Genomic DNA, 16,797 nt, shown 5'->3' with positions numbered 1-16,797 from the left:
ATTTAGACGTGATAATTTAGACGCGATATATCGCGTCTCTACTAACTAATTGGTATTCCCAGGGCAAAATTCACCGTGTAGGGTTCTGCTAGGGATTGTTGATTGCTACTTTGAATGGTGTCGAGATAGCGACGGAGAATTTGGATTTGTTGGTAATTGGGTTGGTAGGAAAGGCTACCTTGTTTACTAAATAGGGGGTTGGCTGTAATCGCTCGATATTCATGGCTATCGAGGGAACTTGGGGTTAACCAAAGGGAATCAATGCTGTTGGGAACCACACCACTGGGAAGTTCGCCTTCGAGAAACGCTAAAATTCTTTGCTGACAGGTACGGGTATTAATCCCCTTGGCTTCCAAGCGACTGATAATTTCCCCAAAGGTGATGGGACGTGCTTGTGGGGTGTGTTCTGGGGATGTGGGAATCAAATTGAGTAATTCGGTAAACAGGAAATAATCGGTGTATTGTTGACGGGGGATGTCAAGGATTTGGGGATGGAGGGGTAGGACTGATAATCCGTAGGCGACACGGCTACAGTTGGGACTGTTGTTTTCACTGGTGTGGGGGTGTTGAATAATTTGGGCATTGGGAAGTTTTTGCCTTAACCAACGATTGACTGCTGTTAAATTGGCCACACCTCCACTGAGAATTACCTGGTCGATGGCTTCGGTGGGGATACCACGAGCTACTAGGAGGCGATTCAGTTCGCGGTTGAGACGACGGACAAAGGGGACAAATACTTGACTTTCCAGGTCGCGACGGTGGAGCAACCAGCGTTGGTCTGCAAGTTCAAATGTAAAGGTTTCCTGGTGTTGGAGAATAAGTTTAATGGCGTTGGCCACATCTAGGAGTGCTTGACCGAGGGGGTAGGTTTCTAGACGTTTTTGAAGATGGATACGTTCGGGAAGGTCTGGTTCTCCGGGGTGGGGAAGGGAAATTTCTGACCATTTGAGGCTAGATAGACGGGTTTGTTCCAGTCCGGGGATGGTTGGCAACCAATGCCAAGGGGTGATGGTAATGGTGTCGTCCGTATTTTTGACGAGGCGGGATTGTCGCCATTTTTCGGGGAGGAGAAGTTGGCAAATGATATCCTGTTCGATGCCTTTACCGCCGTAGGCGAAACTGTGGAGCATGAAGTCGCTGTGGGCAAGTTCTAGGAGGTTTTCGGGGATATCAACTAGGGACATTTCTGTGCCACTAGCACCGAGATTAATCGCTAGGGTATTACCGAGGATGGGTGCTTCTTGGCTACGGGTGGGTTGGAGTTGGTTGGCGGTGTGGGTGTATACTTCTTCCCCATTGGCTCCATCTAGTTCGCAAATGAGGCTGGCGATCGCTTCTTCGACAAAGAAGACTTCCTGGGGATGGGAGACGAGTTTGGCTATGAGTAAAGCTTCCCGGATATTAAATCGGTATTGTTCTGACCAATTGGTGGGACAGTTACAAATTACACCACTCAAGTTCTCTATAATTTGGGTGAAGTTGGCGGCGGGTAAACCCAGGGCAGAGGCGGTTAAACCAATGGTGGTGCTGTGGGTATCGGATTTGAGGGTGAGGAATAATTTGGACAGCGATCGCACTATCCAAGCTAGGGATACGCTGGCAGCTTCGTTGAGTTGGAGGGTGGGTTCCCAGCTATTTTGTTGGTTGCGGTAGGGTAGGGCAATTTGCAGGTATGGTTTGAGTTGGGCGGTAAATTGATGAGAGTTATCACTGGTATGGTTAGTTTGTAAATATACTTCTGCTGGTAGGCGGAATGTGCGTTTTGTGTTCGCCAGATCAATTTCTTCTCGAAGAGGAGCCGTACTATTGGTGTCTAAACCGGTAGACCAATAAATGGGATAAATTTCCGTGGTGGTTCGATTTAGTAAAGCAGCGGAAATTCCGGTTGTACCAATATCAATTCCTAGATACCACACCGTTTCTGCCGAATCTGCGGCTGCATTTTGCGCGTCGTCATCATCGCTGGATTGGGTGATGGAAATAATTTCCGGTTCCGGTAGGGGTGTAATTTGCGTATCCCCCATGGGTACTTTTTCTAAGTTGGGTGTGGGTAGGGTTGGGGTACTAGCTATTTCTGAGGGTGTTTCTAGGGGTAGGGGAATTACTGGTTGAGCTTCAAATTGGGTTAAATCAGCGTGGAGTTGGGCTTGTTGCTGGGAATCTAGGGATATTTCGGGAATAATCTGGTCTAAATCCAGGCTAGCTGTTGCTTGCGCAATTAAATTATCCCGTGATGTCGCGGAAGAAAGTGGGGTTTGGTGGGATTGGGAATTGGTGGTTAATTCGGGTGTGGGGGGTTGCGGTTTGATTTCCAGGTCGGTGAGGGTGGTAATTATGTCTGATGGTTCGGGTGGTTGTGCTGCAATTGTTTCCGACGGATTAGATTCTTCTGGGTCATCTAACCAGGGGTCTGTTAATTCTTGGGGAAGGGAAGTTGGGGAATTGGGGTTGCTGGGGAGAATTTTGACGACAAGATTGGGATCTAAGGTGGTGGGTGGATATAAATCTTGAGCTGATTGGCTAATTTCTGAAGATGTTTCTGGAGGGTTTTCGATGGTTGTTTCTTCAACTACTAATTCAGTTTGTGATGATTCTGTGACAATGATTTCGCTGGGATTGAGTGGATGGATTGCAGGTGTGGTTGTTTCCACTTCCGGGGAAGTATGTTCAACTGTTTGTAAATCAATTTCCCCATTTCCTGGGTCTGCTAATATGGTGGCTATTTCATCAACCCCATTGATGATGTCGGAATTACCCCTATCGGTGATAGTATCTTGAACAACATTTTGCTCCTGATTTGGCTGGAAAATGGTCTCGGGTTGCGGTGGGGTGTGGAAATTCGCATTGTAACTAGGTTTGATATCCGTGGTGAATAACCCCGCATATAAAGCGTCGATGGCATCACTCCCCGGTATATTTTTACTAGTTCTGGGTTGATTGGCAATATTAGAGGAGGTGTCCATATCCTGACTTAACTCCAGCAATAGTGCATCTAAATCCGGGGTATCGATGGAGGTTGAGGGGGAAGAAATTGAAGTGCTTTCTTCCCCAGATTGCTGTTGGGGATTTGACTGGGGAGTATTTACCAGCGGATCTGCACTAATAATTCTCGTGGGACTATTGCTAGAGCTATTACTAGAACTACCACTGGAAATATTCCCAGGGGGAACTTGAGTTGGGATTGCTTGGGTTAAATTCCGAATTAAGTTAATTAAAACCTCCTCACCTTGCTGACTAGTGCTTTGCATCCTGGTCAAACTTTGGGAAAGGGATTCCCCATAGGTTTGAATATTGCGTTGCAGTGCATCAAACACCACATTCACAGTTCCATCTAGTGCTAATAAACGTCGATCTAGTTCTTCGGTTAATCTTGCGAGTTTTTCCGTCGATGGATGATTACCTATCGCTCCTACAGCAGCATGAGGAATATCAGGGAGATTAAATTCTGGTGATGGCGGAATTACGGTATTATCCCAATTTCCTAACCCGGTTGACGATGGTGGTAGGGGAAATCGAGCATCTAAGCGATTAGTTAAGACTTGTAAAAATTCCGCAATCGTTTGTTCTTGCTGGGCTAACTGTTGAGTAAGGGAATGATTTTTTAAGCGTTGTTGTTCTAGTTCCCGAATTTCCTGAACCAAATTTTGACGTTCTGCGAGTAAAGCTTGAATTTCTTCCCGCAAAGGTGTGATGACTTCGTTAATTTGTTCCTGGGGAGAGGGTAAATCCTCCCCCCGCAACTTAGCCAATATCGGTGAATTTGTTGGCAATACCCCAGCAACCTCACGGTTCCCATCGCCATTTTCCGAACTTAAATCAATCAAGAGACTGCGAACACGTTCTAAAATCTGCCGAGGTTGAGAATTAGTATCATCAACCGAACCAGAAGCTTTTTGGAATAAAGAACGGGATAAACGCTTACCAGTATTTGCCAGTAAACCATCAATATCTGCAATCAACGATTGAATTTCAGTTGTGCGGGAAGTCACTTTTTTTACCTTAACTCGAAAATATAATTAGATTAATTTTGCTAATGCTAGCTTGAAAGTAGAGTGAGTAGGGAGTGGGGAATAGAGATGATCCGGTGGGTCGTCTCCAGGGGAATAATTGGAACAAAGAACTTGACAGACAGAAATTGATAACTGTTGCCGTATCGACTGATGACAATCCAATTTAGGATATTTTACTCAGACAATAATTGGCAAACATAAATTTTATGTCTGTACTGCCCAAATTTATAACTTCAACGGCAGAAAAACATCAACAGCACAAGAAGGATTCTGTTGCCAACAGTCAAACTTGGATGTGCCACGCCTAGAGCAGAAATTGACACCTAAATAAAAAAGATTACGCGATCGCTTGCTTTTAGTCCAGCATTTTTTACGTCTTAATTAATACCAACTGACTTGACAATAATCTCTTTTGCACCCAAATATTAACAATTTCACCAATTACATCTAGTCAGAATTGAGACTAAAACAAATATACTTTCACTCCTTTGACCTCCCCATTGTCTGTATCATCCTTTGTCATCGCAATTAGCTAAAAATCTTACGTTAACAAAAATAATTTGCCTTGGGTATATGGAAAGTAAGGTTAAACACATTTGGGGATAAAAGGATTTGAGATCAGGTTACAGGAAACACACTAATACATACAAGGTGAGTACTCTGAAGAAAAAGCTCTATAACCAGAATTTCTCACAAGTAAGTTATAAGCCTTGAGTAACGGATACTCCCGTCACGGACTGTTCCCTGTGAGTTTTAGGTTGCGTGAGAAATGCGGGTGTAAGAGGAGTGATCAAGTCTGAAGAGGTGCATAATACCATTTTGCTCAAATTTTGATACATTTTCTTACACAGCACCCAAAAGCTTTCCGTCAGGTGGCTTTTCTTCGAGGGGGGTCGGGATGAAAATCAAAATATTTTTTCCCCAGCACCCCTTTTAATAAAAACTTCTTTGCTATGTAACATAGTTTAGCTTTATCTTGGAATGTGACTGAGCAATAATGGCTGGTGCTGGGATTGCCGACTGAGTTGTGGTGTAAATCGCAACTTCTATACTGTTGATGTGCTGTTCTCGGCTATTGGGAGAGATATTGACATGGAAGAATGGAAGAACCCCCAGGAGTATATGGAAACTTGGATGCGTTTGGCTCCTTTTTTTCAAGGATTGCCAGAAAATTTGATTGAGTTAGCATTAGCAAATATGGTGACGCGATCGCATCCTGCAAACCAAGTGATTTTGTTGGAAAATGATTGGGGTGGTTCTGTCTATTTCATAATTGATGGCTGGGTGAAGATTCGCACTTACAATTTGGAGGGGAAGGAGGTTACACTCAATATCATTGGCAAGGGGGAGCTATTTGGCGAAATGGCTGCACTGGATGAGGTACCACGTTCTACCGATGTGATTACCTTGACTCCGACTAATATTGGTAGTATGCCAGCGCAGGATTTTGTGAAATTACTCCATACTGAACCAATGGCTGGAGTGAGACTAGCGCAGTTAATGGCGCGTCGCTTACGTCAAGTTAACAGACGTTTGCGTTTACGTGAGTCTGATAGCCAATCACGGGTGGCAGATACTTTGTTATTTCTGGCTGACGGTCAAGGGATTAAGGCGAAAACGGGTACGGAAATTCCCAATTTACCCCATCGCGAACTGAGTAGTTTGAGTGGGTTAGCGCGGGAAACGGTGACACGGGTACTAACCAAACTGGAAAAAAAAGGACTAATCCATCGTCAGCAAGATATAATTTGTATTCCCGATTTAACAGCGTTAGAAAAAATGATAGTGTAACCACCAATCCGTAATAATTTGTTATGAGCATTGCCGATAATCCCTCCGATGAGACTGCGAAACCATCTCCGAATCTAACCCACTCCTTCCAAATCGGTTCCCATTCCCCCCGACTACAGGTTGAAGCACCGTTACGATTGGTGGAAACTGCCTTTTTAGCCAGCACAGCAAGTCTAATTTGGCTGATTAATGTTTATTTTCCGTTAGGGCCAGTTTTACGGATTTTCTTCCCCCTTCCCATTGCGTTAGTCTATTTACGCTGGGGTCATCGTGCTGCGTGGAAGGCTGCAATTGTCTCTGGTTTGTTACTAACTGTCTTGATGGGACCGGTAAGGAGTATCCTGTTTGTGATGCCTTTTGGGGTAATGGGGGTGTTATTAGGAGCTACTTGGCATAGACAAGTAGGATGGTTGGTGTCAATTAGTTTAGGATCAATACTAGGGACTATCGGTGTATTTTTCCGCTTTTGGTTACTTTCCCTGCTCACTGGTGAGGACTTGTGGGTTTATCTCATTAATCAAGTTACTGGTTTTCTGGAATGGCTATTCCTCAGATTGGGAATCCTACTATCACTTAGTTCCATCACCATTCAAATTTTTGCGATCGCTCTGGTCATTTTTCAAAATTTTATTTATTTGTTCCTTGTCCACATTGGTGCTTGGCTACTCCTCGATCGTCTTGGTAATCCCATCCCCCGTCCACCTCGCTGGGTACAGGTGATGATGGATTACGAGTAATTAACAATTTTCGAGTCAAGCTAACTGCTTCAGCTAAAATCGATGCAGCTAGTTTAATTTCTGGGAGAGTTGTAAACTTACCAATTCCAATACGTAATGCTCCTGCGATCGCGTCTTGGGGTAAGCCAATTGCAGTCAAGACATGGGAAGGTGTTTCTACACCTGATGAGCAAGCTGCACCAGTTGAAATTGCTAGTTTGTGACGGACTCTAGCAATAATGGCGCTGTTCGGAACATCGGGTATGGAAATGTGGAGATTTCCTGACAAACGGGAAGAAATATCACCATTGATGATTAAGCCGGGTATATGATCGAGCAGTAAGCTTTGTAATTGATCTCGAAGAAGTGCGATCGCTTTTTCATCTTCTTCCATTTCCAATTGGCGTAGACGACAGGCTTCTCTTTTATTTCATGCATCTTCTTGCTCGATATTCTGTATTTTCATATACATTTTAAGATGCGCTTACCCTGGGAGTGCTTCTTTTTCCATACCAAGAATGGGTGCAAGTCCCATTTTTTGATCTAGGATGTCAGAGGTTAGAACTGAGGCTGCGTCACCTTGACGTTAGATACAACCAGTCTGCCACAAAGCCTTGATTAATTGCCAGAGAAATAAGAGGAATCACCGTACTTTCATAAGCCTTTCTCAAAATTATTATATTTAATAAATTATTTCTATCAATTTTTAAATCAGCTAGATAAGGTTCAATATATTTATTCCATTGGTTCTCATTCATAAGATTATTGCTAATAGTTAAACCAAGATATTGAAGTTCAATAAACTTTTGAAAATATTGGTCTATAGAAGGTATATTGTTAGATTTTGATGAATTCACTGATGGAATAGTAGGAATTAAATTCCAAAGCTGATCATGAGCAACAAATGACCAAGGTAAATAGTGATCCAGAGATAAATTATCTGTAGTTAAAACTAAGTTAGAGTAAATACAGCGAACTTCAGTATTTTCTAAAACCAACTTCCAGAATTTAGTTTGACTAGTTAGTGATTCTCTTTTTTGTGGTGGAAATAGTTTATTAGAAACAGCAGGTACACTAGGGTTGCATTTTTGCATATAACCCAGCCATTTCCAAGATACCCAACTTCTGACGATGGAATAGTTTTCCGAAATATATTCTACCCAGTCTTGATGTAGAATAATTGCATTACAGTCTTTTAAAGATAGATAATTAAAGCAATAGACGGGTTTTATTTCTTCAAATAGATTATTAGCAAGATTAATAATAGTTTGATTAACTTTCGCATCTAGTAAACCTCTAGTTTCTTGAGCAAAGAAAGGACGAATCAGGCGAAACGGAACGTATTTCCCAATAAAAGCAATAATGTCCTCAAGATACTGAGACTGAATTGCTTTTCTTAATAACTTTTTATCTGTATCTCTAAATTTTAAAATTGGCTCTGTGATTTCTAATTCCAGAGAATCTAATTTATGAGTAATCTGGTCTTGTGTTCCAAAAGATAGTTTAAAGTAATTATGAGGATACCAAGCATTTGCTAGCATCTCTATAATAATTTCTTCAAAACTAATTGGCGATAAAGTATCAAAATATCTTCTTTTAAGAATGTCTAAAAGGGATAAAAAAAATAAGTATTTGTAAGAGTTGGTAGTATTATTAAAAATTTGAGCTAAAACCCCAATATTAACCCGTTCTGATTGGGGTAGTTCCTGAGTGGAAGCTGTCTGTGGGGTATGTGTCAAACTACCTAAATATGCTTGCACAAAATCTTTAGCAGCAGATGAATTGATATTATGTAAGGCTTGGACTATCTCTGCAACAGTTTCCGCTGTGGGGTCTGTCTGTTCGTGAAACCAACGGAAGAAAATCGGACGTTCCACACCTAACCCTATAGCCAGTTGACTTTGGCTGATGCTGTAAGAATCTAGTATTTGTCTGAGTGCTTGACCTGCTTTTCCCATAATTCCAATTATGACATAGCAGGTAGCTTTTTTGTTAACTTATGTATTAACCCCAAAAATAGTGTCTGTTATCATATATGATAAAAAAATATCGATAGGACAGTTTGATAGGTATTTTGAATATGTATCGTTAAATTGTCCAAAATCCGAGTAATCCAAGTCTTTCTTCATCTAATTGTGAGAAATCCGAAGTCAAATAGGTGTAATTCAATAATTCAATCTAATTCAGTTTCCCAGAATCAAAATTAAGAAGGACTTAGTTATAGTAACTAAGTCCTTTATCGTCATCAATAGGGATAAAAAAAATTTATTTAATTTATACTTTCATCAAAATTATGCCAAAACAAAGTCAACATCACTTGTACCAACAGTTTCCGACTGTCCAGATGTTAACAAATTACCATTGACACTGACTGCAAATGGAGTTCCCGATAATTTCAGGTTATAGTCAGTTTTATCATTGGTGTAGCCAACGCTAGCAATCATTTTTCTTTCACCACCTACATACTGAAAAGCCAGCATTTGGTTTTTTTGTTGTTTATTGTCGTATGCCCAAATAACCATATACTGTTGACCTTGATAGTCAAAAACTTTGGGTGGACGATTGGGAACATAACGTCCTGCTTCACCAAAACTAGCATCTAAAAACGATTGTACAGAACTTGGCTCTACGGTTGCGTATGCTACTTCATTCGGTGCTGTTTCTTGCGCATCTCCTTGACTTTCATCGACGACTTCTTCCTTACCACGGTTGCGGAAGTAATCGACAGCTGCTTTGGTTCCAATTGCACCTACCGCAGCAATTCCTGCTCCTGCAAGAACATTGCGCAGTAAATTACCCTTGTTCATATTTTTCTCCTAATGGTAGAAAGCATCGTGGTTAATACTATCACCCCTAATCACTTTTGAAGCAAGTTAATGGTTTTTTTTTTACGGAAGTATTAATCAATGATACAAAATTCTCCGATTCTGGTATTACTGAATACAATAAATCGGCTAGAGACATCTACTTTGGGGGATAAGTCTGGTAAATAAATGTCAGTTATATTACATATCAGGAGTTACTAATTGTTGAGAATTATCGGTTTTTACTGGTATATTATGCTTTAGGTAATTTCAAAATGAATTGAACTTTTTCTTCCGCAAACCCTAAATATTTTAACGACAAATCCTTCGGTTTTTTTTATTATCATACGCCTACCTTTTCCCTCGCACCGATGCTTCGCGTGGGTGCGGAACCTCGTGAATGAAGTGACCACGCAGAGCATGGTCACTAGATAAAAAGGCGCAATTACAGATACAAAGGCGCAATTACGTGTCTTCTATCAACCATCATAATTAATGTAGGAGTACTAGTAAAACATGGTGTGAATGAGGTTACTATTTGAAACCGCTGAGAAGTTGAAAAGATAACCTTTATGAGTGCCTTTTACCGTCAGGAGTCAGGGACAAGTGACAGTATTATGTGACAGTATTATGGGGTTCTTTGAATGAATTATTAGGGAAGCTTTTTTCGCCTCCCTTGGATACTGTATTCTTAAATTTGGCTGTATATTTGGCTTCCTTAAGAGAGTTGGGAACCCTGATGCACGGTTTTGACCCATTTTAATTTTTTGGGAAAAATACACATGCGTGCGGTGGTACTGCCCATCACCACTACCCAGTGCAACATGTATAAAGTACCACGTAAAGTTTGCAAGGCGATCGCAAAATAATTTAAAGGACGTGCTTCCAATCTTTGGATTCGCGCTAAACCGACTGCCATTCCTGTCATGGACATGGTAAAGGCCAAACTAGTAACAGGTACTAACATGGGTGGACGATGGCGAATCGCAGCCATCAATAAATCGGGGATTGCGGCTGTTGGCAATAAATATTGCATCAACATAAACAGGAACATATCCCATGTTTTCCATCCTCCCATGCGATTTTTAAGAATTAAATCCCAGTAATCCAAGTATCTTTGATAACCGCCTTCTGCCCAACGATTACGTTGATGCCAAAGAGCGATCGCATTTGTCACACCTTCTTCTTGGACAGCAGGATGGAAAACACATTCAATATCCCAGCCATTCAAATGTAACCGCATGGTTAAATCTAAATCATCGGTAATGGTTTCTTCATTCCAACCACCAAAGCTTTCTAAGGCTTGGCGACGGACAAATTGACCATTACCCCGCAGTTCCCCAATACCACCAATACAAGTGCGTTGATACTGTAAATAGGTATCCACAGCCATTTCTGCCATTTGACCCTTTGTCCAGAAATTTTTCGGTGCATTGGCGATCGCTTTACGCATTTGTACAGCACCTATTTGGGGACGGGAAAATAGGGGTACAACTTGGGTGAGTGTATCTAGGGGAACTTGAGCATCAGCGTCAAATACGGCAATAATTTCCCCTTTAGTTAGAGGTAATACTTGGTTTAATGCCCCAGATTTACCGCCACCGGCGTTAGCGGAACGACGTAATATTTTGAGATGCTGATATTTTTGGGCAAACTTGCTCAAAATTGCGGCAGTACCATCACTACTACCATCATCAATCATCCAAACCTCATAAAGGTTTTGAGGATATTTGAGATTACAGAGATTTTCGACTAAATTGCCAATTACCGCCTCTTCGTTTTTGGCCGAAACCAAAATTGACACAAACGGTAAACTATCCGTAACGACATCTGTAGCGGTTCGTGGGCGAGTAAACACGACCAAAAATGCGTGTATTCCTAGTAAAGTAGTTAACCCCAATACCACAGATGAACCGAAGGATAGCAAATGCAGAGCAATGGTGCTACTCCAAACAATTGTTAACGCGATCGCGGCTTTGCGACGGCGATTTTTAAACCGGTATGGTGATGACACCGAAGACGTTCTTGTTTCCAGGGAATCATCTTCAACCGCTAACTCCGATAACAGTGAGTTTAGCGGATCGAGGTCGTTGTAAGAATCGTTTTCGGGCCAGGAATTCGCTGGCATAGGTAAATTATTTAACTACCAATACTTACTTGTACATAAATGCCGAAAAAAAACCCGATCATAGCAGCGTATACATAAATATGCTACTTCGATCTGTTCCATCTTAGTCCGAAGATATGCGGAATTTATCGACCTTTTCCAGTTCGTGACTCAGATGAGAACATTAACCCCTATGGGGTAGGCTTCTTTTGCAAAATGATAACACGACACAGGTCGAATCCAAGATTTCTTGCTGGTGGATCGGACTCAATAATCCACCAAACTAACTTTGACTGGTAAATGTAATTTTACTACTTCCTAGGAGAAGTCGCTATGGGTCTACACAACGAACCTGAACCTAAGCTGTCCTGGAGGGGTTAGTGGATTACTAATGTGAGTCCAGCCTTGATTTCTGGGAATAATGAGGTCAGCCAGATTTTCACGATTCAACCAACTAGAGGTGTATAGTCAAAATGTCTTTTGAACAGCTCCAACCAGCTTCACAACAACAAGCTAGCGTTTACTTACCCTACGTCCAAGGTGCGAAACGAAATTTTCTCCCCTTTGCCATCGGTCTTTATCAAAAAGGCGTTTTAGAAGGGGAAAGGAAAATAGAAGGTAGCGAGGATATTCCTTTTGTGGCAACCTGGAATGTAGCTACCCTCCCATCCGATTTAACCCGTTGTCGCATCCAGTTCGCTGGTGATGCGGAACTCAGTTATGAAGTAATGACATCTAGTTTTGAATTTGTTAATTTTTTAATTGAACTGCTGGAAAATTACAAGCGCAATCGGATTAAGGATTTCTCGCAAGTTTTTTATCGTAAGCTATTACACATCGATGAGTAGTTTATTTTTGGTCTGAGTTCAGTTAAATGCCTAACTAGGGTCTGCGGAAAAAATCTCTTTGCGAGGGTAGGGAATGGGGAGTAGGGAGTAGGGAGTAGTTTTATAATCCAAAAATTCTACTTTTCACAGGCTTCAAAAAACTACAGATGCCGGTTTTTTGAGCTTCTGTACACCCATTGGGAAAGCATTTTCTGGAACTAAACCCTCCAAAGCTTACAAGATAAGATTTTTAGTATTTTTCACCCATCCCTAACTATGATTAAATTTTGGAACAGGTTAGAAGCCTGTTCCTGTGAAGTCCCTTTTTTAAAACTATTTGAGTTCGATTTAGTTCGGATTGGTCGGGTGGTACTTTAAAATAAAAATAATTTTGATGTTTTCGCCTATTTTCTTGCCTCAGAGCTGATATCACGAAAATTTTAGCTGAAAATTTAGATAATTAAGTCATGCCCATTAACGGTCAAAATATGAGAATGCAAGTTAAGCTGGGAATATGCCTGTCCAGCAAACACCACCTAACTGCTAATTCATGGGTAAATATATATAACCGTTAATTGATGAAATGTTGTTATTTTTGATTTAGGAGTGCGGGCGTGCCAAAAGTTGCAAAGTATTTATTGGTTGCTTCCGGTGAGGCTTATAGCGGCAAATCAGCGACGATTTTAGGTCTATCCCATCAACTTCAAGAACGGGGGTTAGACATTGCCTATGGTAAACCAGTAGGTACTTGTCTGCGCGTATCAGAGGGTACGCTAATTGAAGAAGATGTTCAATTCATCCAAAACAGCCTGAATTTGACTGAACAGCATATACTACCGATGATGGTTGCACTGGATGAGAACACTGTTCACAAGCGTTTACAGGGTGATGATAATACTGATTATCAGCAAGCTTTAGCGCAAGAATATTTACATTCTTTACCAAGTGATTTGGTTTTATTGGAAGCACCAGGTACTCTAGATGAAGGCAGTTTGTTTAATCTTTCCCTTCCCCAAGTCGCTACCATCCTTGATGGTAAAGTATTATTTGTTGTTAGGTATAAATCGTTATTATCGATTGATGAAATTATTGCCGCTCAAGGTAGAATTGGCGATCGCTTAGTGGGTGTAGTGATTAATGACATCCCAGTCCAACATCTATCCACGGTCAACGACACCATGCGTCCCTTTTTAGAAGCACGGGGAATCGCTGTACTCGGGATGTTACCTCGTAGTGATTTAATGCGGAGTGTCAGTGTCGGGGAATTAGTTAAGCAACTCAATGCGGAGGTTTTATGTCGTAGCGATCGCTTGGATTTAATGGTGGAAAGTCTGGCGATTGGAGCCATGAATGTCAATGCTGCGGTCAAATATTTCCGTAAGCGTCGGAATATGGCAGTTGTCACTGGAGGCGATCGCGTTGAGATTCAACAAGCAGCTTTGGAAACTTCAACCCAATGTCTGATTTTAACAGGTCAGCTACCCCCCCCAGATTTTATCCGCAATCGCGCGGAAGAATTGGAAATACCAATTTTATCTGTAGATTTAGATACCCTTACAACTGTGGAAATTGTGGATAGGGCTTTTGGACAGGTACGGGTTCACGAAGCTATTAAGGTGGAATATATGCGCCACTTAATCTCGGAAGTTTTTGATTGCGACAGATTACTGGAAAAATTGGGCTTAAATCCAGTTGCGGTTAGCTAATTTGTATTTTATTTAACATATGCGGTCGTTTGCGAGGAGGAATGTGATTTCCCACAAAACATGCGATCGCATTGTGTTTAGATTGTGTTGATCCGTGAACCAATTCACTAGCATCAAGCTCCTAGGCTAATTTTAATTTCTAATTTGAATTCGCTATTTCAATCTGAAATTTCAATAAGTTTGTATAAATTTTATTTTCTTTCTTTTCGCTTACTCGATGGGTTTCCTCTCTGGATTCATGACGCTGGTATTTAACAGCGTCTTTTTTATTGACCGGAAATAAAAAAGCCCCCGTCGCAACAGGAGCTAAATCGCTAAATCACTATTATTCCCAGAAACTTGATTTACGAGCTTTCAAAACGAGCCTAGTCAAGTTCCTTCATTGCCATTGCGGGTTCATTCTCACGGTCAATACCTTTCTCGAAACCACCAGCAGCAGCACGAGCGCGTCCTGCATGCCATAGGTGACCGACGAGGAAGAAGAAACCTAAAACGAAGTGGGAAGTTGCCAACCATGCACGGGGAGATACATAGTTAAACGAGTTGATCTCGGTTGCTACACCACCTACAGAGTTGATCGAACCTAAAGGAGCGTGGGTCATGTACTCAGCCGCACGACGTGCTTGCCAAGGCTGAATATCATTCTTGATTTTATCCAAGTCAAGACCGTTAGGACCACGTAATGGCTCCAACCAAGGACCACGGAAGTCCCAGAAGCGCATGGTCTCACCACCGAAGATGATTTCTCCAGTCGGCGATCGCATTAAATATTTACCCAGACCGGTAGGACCTTGGGCAGAACCGACGTTCGCACCCAGACGTTGGTCACGGATGAGGAAGGTTAAAGCTTGTGCTTGGGAAGCTTCGGGACCAGTAGGACCAAAGAATTCACTAGGATAGGCAGTGTTGTTATACCAAACCATAACCGAAGCAATGAAACCCATCATTGATAAGGCTCCAAGGCTGTAGGAAAGGTATGCTTCACCAGACCAAATGAATGCACGACGTGCCCAACCAAAGGGTTTGGTCAAAATGTGCCAAATACCACCACCGATGCAGATGAAGGCAATCCAAATGTGACCGCCGATAATATCTTCCATATTATCAACGCCGACAATCCAACCATCTCCACCGAAGGGTGATTTGATGAGATAACCAAAAATAATCGCCGGGTTCAGTGTGGGGTTGGTAATCACGCGTACATCACCACCACCGGGTGCCCAGGTATCGTAAACACCCCCAAAGAACATGGCTTTCAATACCAATAACAAGGCTCCACAACCCAAAATAATTAGGTGGAAACCAATGATATTGGTCATTTTGTTCTTATCTTTCCAGTCATAACCAAAGAAGGAAGAATACTCTTCCAAGGTTTCTGGACCACGAACTGCGTGGTAAATACCGCCAAATCCGAGAACGGCTGATGAGATTAAGTGGAGAACCCCTACCACAAAGTAGGGAAATGTGTCAATAACTTCACCACCAGAACCCACACCCCAACCAAGGGTAGCAAGGTGAGGCAGCAAAATTAAACCCTGTTCATACATGGGTTTTTCTGGGATAAAGTGAGCAACCTCAAATAGGGTCATTGCTCCAGCCCAGAATACAATCAAGCCAGCGTGGGCAACGTGTGCGCCCAAGAGTTTACCAGAGAGATTGATGAGACGAGCATTTCCAGACCACCAAGCGAATCCGGTGGATTCTAGATCGCGTCCTCCCATCATCATTGAAGAACGATTAGAGAGCGTTACCACGGGGTAGTACCTCTTCGGGGAATACAAATTTTTCGTGAGGCTGGTCTTGAGGAGCCATCCAAGCGCGGATACCCTCATTCAGCAGGATGTTTTTCGTGTAGAAGGTTTCAAATTCCGGGTCTTCTGCGGCCCGTAATTCCTGGGATACGAAGTCGTAAGCCCGCAGGTTCAATGCTAAACCCACGATTCCGACTGCGCTCATCCACAAACCGGTTACTGGCACAAACAACATAAAGAAGTGTAACCAGCGTTTGTTACTGAAGGCAATCCCAAAGATTTGCGACCAGAAACGGTTCGCTGTCACCATTGAGTAGGTTTCTTCCGATTGGGTCGGGTTGAAGGCACGGAAAGTGTTTGCTGCTTCTCCGTCTTCAAACAGGGTGTTTTCCACTGTTGCACCGTGAATCGCACACAACAGCGCTCCTCCCAATACCCCTGCGACTCCCATCATGTGGAAGGGGTTGAGTGTCCAGTTGTGGAACCCTTGCAGGAATAACAAGAAGCGGAAAATTGCTGCTACTCCGAAGCTGGGGGCAAAGAACCAGGAGGATTGTCCCAAGGGGTACATCAAAAACACGCTGACGAATACCGCAATCGGAGCCGAAAAGGCGATGGCGTTGTAGGGACGGATACCCACCAAACGGGCGATTTCAAACTGACGTAGCATGAAACCGATTAATCCGAAGGCTCCGTGGAGGGCTACAAATGTCCATAATCCACCTAATTGTACCCAGCGAGTAAAGTCTCCTTGGGCTTCTGGTCCCCAGAGGAACAACAGGGAGTGTCCCATGCTGTCTGCGGGGGTGGATACGGCTACTGTGAGGAAGTTACATCCTTCCAGATAGGATGATGCCAAGCCGTGGGTGTACCAACTGGTGGCGAAGGTGGTTCCGGTTAGCCAACCGCCCAGTGCTAGGTAGGCGCAGGGGAAAAGTAGGATTCCTGACCAACCTACAAACACGAAGCGATCGCGCTTTAACCAGTCGTCGAGTACGTCAAACCACCCACGTTGACTGGGGGCGCGTCCTACTGCGATGGTCATCTGCGATAAATCCTCTTTTTACTAAAATTGCAACGCTTTC

At 42.6% G+C, this 16,797-nt stretch carries 11 protein-coding genes; 4 read left to right on the top strand and 7 right to left on the bottom strand.

The window, feature by feature from the left end:
• Positions 1-41: 41 nt before the first annotated feature.
• Entirely contained in the window at positions 42-3,989 is a 3,948-nt protein-coding gene (locus CDC37_RS01355) for a hypothetical protein (RefSeq protein ID WP_096620137.1), read from the bottom strand.
• Between the two features lie 1,113 nt (positions 3,990-5,102).
• On the opposite strand from CDC37_RS01355, the gene CDC37_RS01350 reads away from it, so the two are divergent.
• The gene (locus tag CDC37_RS01350; RefSeq protein ID WP_096620136.1) at positions 5,103-5,801 is read left to right on the top strand and encodes a Crp/Fnr family transcriptional regulator; all 699 of its coding nucleotides are present in this window, start codon (positions 5,103-5,105) and stop codon (positions 5,799-5,801) included.
• Between the two features lie 23 nt (positions 5,802-5,824).
• Positions 5,825-6,538, top strand: a complete 714-nt coding sequence (locus CDC37_RS01345) for a DUF2232 domain-containing protein (protein WP_096620135.1) — start codon at positions 5,825-5,827, stop codon at positions 6,536-6,538.
• On the opposite strand, the gene CDC37_RS01340 is transcribed toward CDC37_RS01345, so the two are convergent.
• From CDC37_RS01340 to CDC37_RS01325, 4 genes are all read right to left on the bottom strand, one after another.
• Entirely contained in the window at positions 6,429-6,911 is a 483-nt protein-coding gene (locus tag CDC37_RS01340; RefSeq protein ID WP_231943182.1) for a hypothetical protein, read from the bottom strand. The genes CDC37_RS01345 and CDC37_RS01340 overlap by 110 nt on opposite strands.
• 181 nt (positions 6,912-7,092) lie before the next feature.
• Positions 7,093-8,475: an HNH endonuclease domain-containing protein gene (locus CDC37_RS01335; protein ID WP_172892740.1), complete on the bottom strand. Its 1,383-nt coding sequence runs from the start codon at positions 8,473-8,475 to the stop codon at positions 7,093-7,095.
• Between the two features lie 333 nt (positions 8,476-8,808).
• Positions 8,809-9,324, bottom strand: a complete 516-nt coding sequence (locus CDC37_RS01330) for a hypothetical protein (RefSeq protein WP_096620134.1) — start codon at positions 9,322-9,324, stop codon at positions 8,809-8,811.
• A gap of 715 nt (positions 9,325-10,039) precedes the next feature.
• Positions 10,040-11,449: a glycosyltransferase gene (locus tag CDC37_RS01325; protein WP_096620133.1), complete on the bottom strand. Its 1,410-nt coding sequence runs from the start codon at positions 11,447-11,449 to the stop codon at positions 10,040-10,042.
• Between the two features lie 452 nt (positions 11,450-11,901).
• On the opposite strand from CDC37_RS01325, the gene ebsA reads away from it, so the two are divergent.
• A complete protein-coding gene (ebsA, locus tag CDC37_RS01320; RefSeq protein WP_096620132.1) occupies positions 11,902-12,276 on the top strand; it encodes a type IV pilus biogenesis protein EbsA in 375 nt (124 codons plus the stop codon).
• A 593-nt stretch (positions 12,277-12,869) separates the two neighbouring features.
• Entirely contained in the window at positions 12,870-13,961 is a 1,092-nt protein-coding gene (locus tag CDC37_RS01315) for a phosphotransacetylase family protein (RefSeq protein ID WP_096620131.1), read from the top strand.
• A 365-nt stretch (positions 13,962-14,326) separates the two neighbouring features.
• Here CDC37_RS01315 and psbC read toward each other — a convergent pair whose 3' ends face one another.
• A complete protein-coding gene (gene psbC, locus CDC37_RS01310) occupies positions 14,327-15,715 on the bottom strand; it encodes a photosystem II reaction center protein CP43 (protein WP_096620130.1) in 1,389 nt (462 codons plus the stop codon).
• Positions 15,699-16,757: a photosystem II D2 protein (photosystem q(a) protein) gene (gene psbD / locus CDC37_RS01305; RefSeq protein WP_096620129.1), complete on the bottom strand. Its 1,059-nt coding sequence runs from the start codon at positions 16,755-16,757 to the stop codon at positions 15,699-15,701. The genes psbC and psbD overlap by 17 nt, the downstream gene beginning before the upstream one ends.
• Positions 16,758-16,797: the final 40 nt, after the last annotated feature.

It is taken from the genome of Calothrix sp. NIES-3974, from assembly GCF_002368395.1.
In the GTDB taxonomy this organism is placed as follows: Bacteria; Cyanobacteriota; Cyanobacteriia; order Cyanobacteriales; family Nostocaceae; genus NIES-3974.
Note: the sequence above shows the minus strand (reverse complement) of the source record. Positions and strands in the feature narration are given on the sequence as shown.

Excerpts from the sequence above, each read along its gene's own strand:
- CDC37_RS01345 (WP_096620135.1), top strand. The coding sequence starts at position 5,825 with ATGAGCATTGCCGATAATCCCTCCGATGAGACTGCGAAACCATCTCCG.
- CDC37_RS01325 (WP_096620133.1), bottom strand. The coding sequence starts at position 11,449 with ATGCCAGCGAATTCCTGGCCCGAAAACGATTCTTACAACGACCTCGAT.
- ebsA (WP_096620132.1), top strand. The coding sequence starts at position 11,902 with ATGTCTTTTGAACAGCTCCAACCAGCTTCACAACAACAAGCTAGCGTT.
- CDC37_RS01335 (WP_172892740.1), bottom strand. The coding sequence starts at position 8,475 with ATGGGAAAAGCAGGTCAAGCACTCAGACAAATACTAGATTCTTACAGC.
- CDC37_RS01330 (WP_096620134.1), bottom strand. The coding sequence starts at position 9,324 with ATGAACAAGGGTAATTTACTGCGCAATGTTCTTGCAGGAGCAGGAATT.
- psbD (WP_096620129.1), bottom strand. The coding sequence starts at position 16,757 with ATGACCATCGCAGTAGGACGCGCCCCCAGTCAACGTGGGTGGTTTGAC.
- CDC37_RS01340 (WP_231943182.1), bottom strand. The coding sequence starts at position 6,911 with ATGGAAGAAGATGAAAAAGCGATCGCACTTCTTCGAGATCAATTACAA.
- CDC37_RS01350 (WP_096620136.1), top strand. The coding sequence starts at position 5,103 with ATGGAAGAATGGAAGAACCCCCAGGAGTATATGGAAACTTGGATGCGT.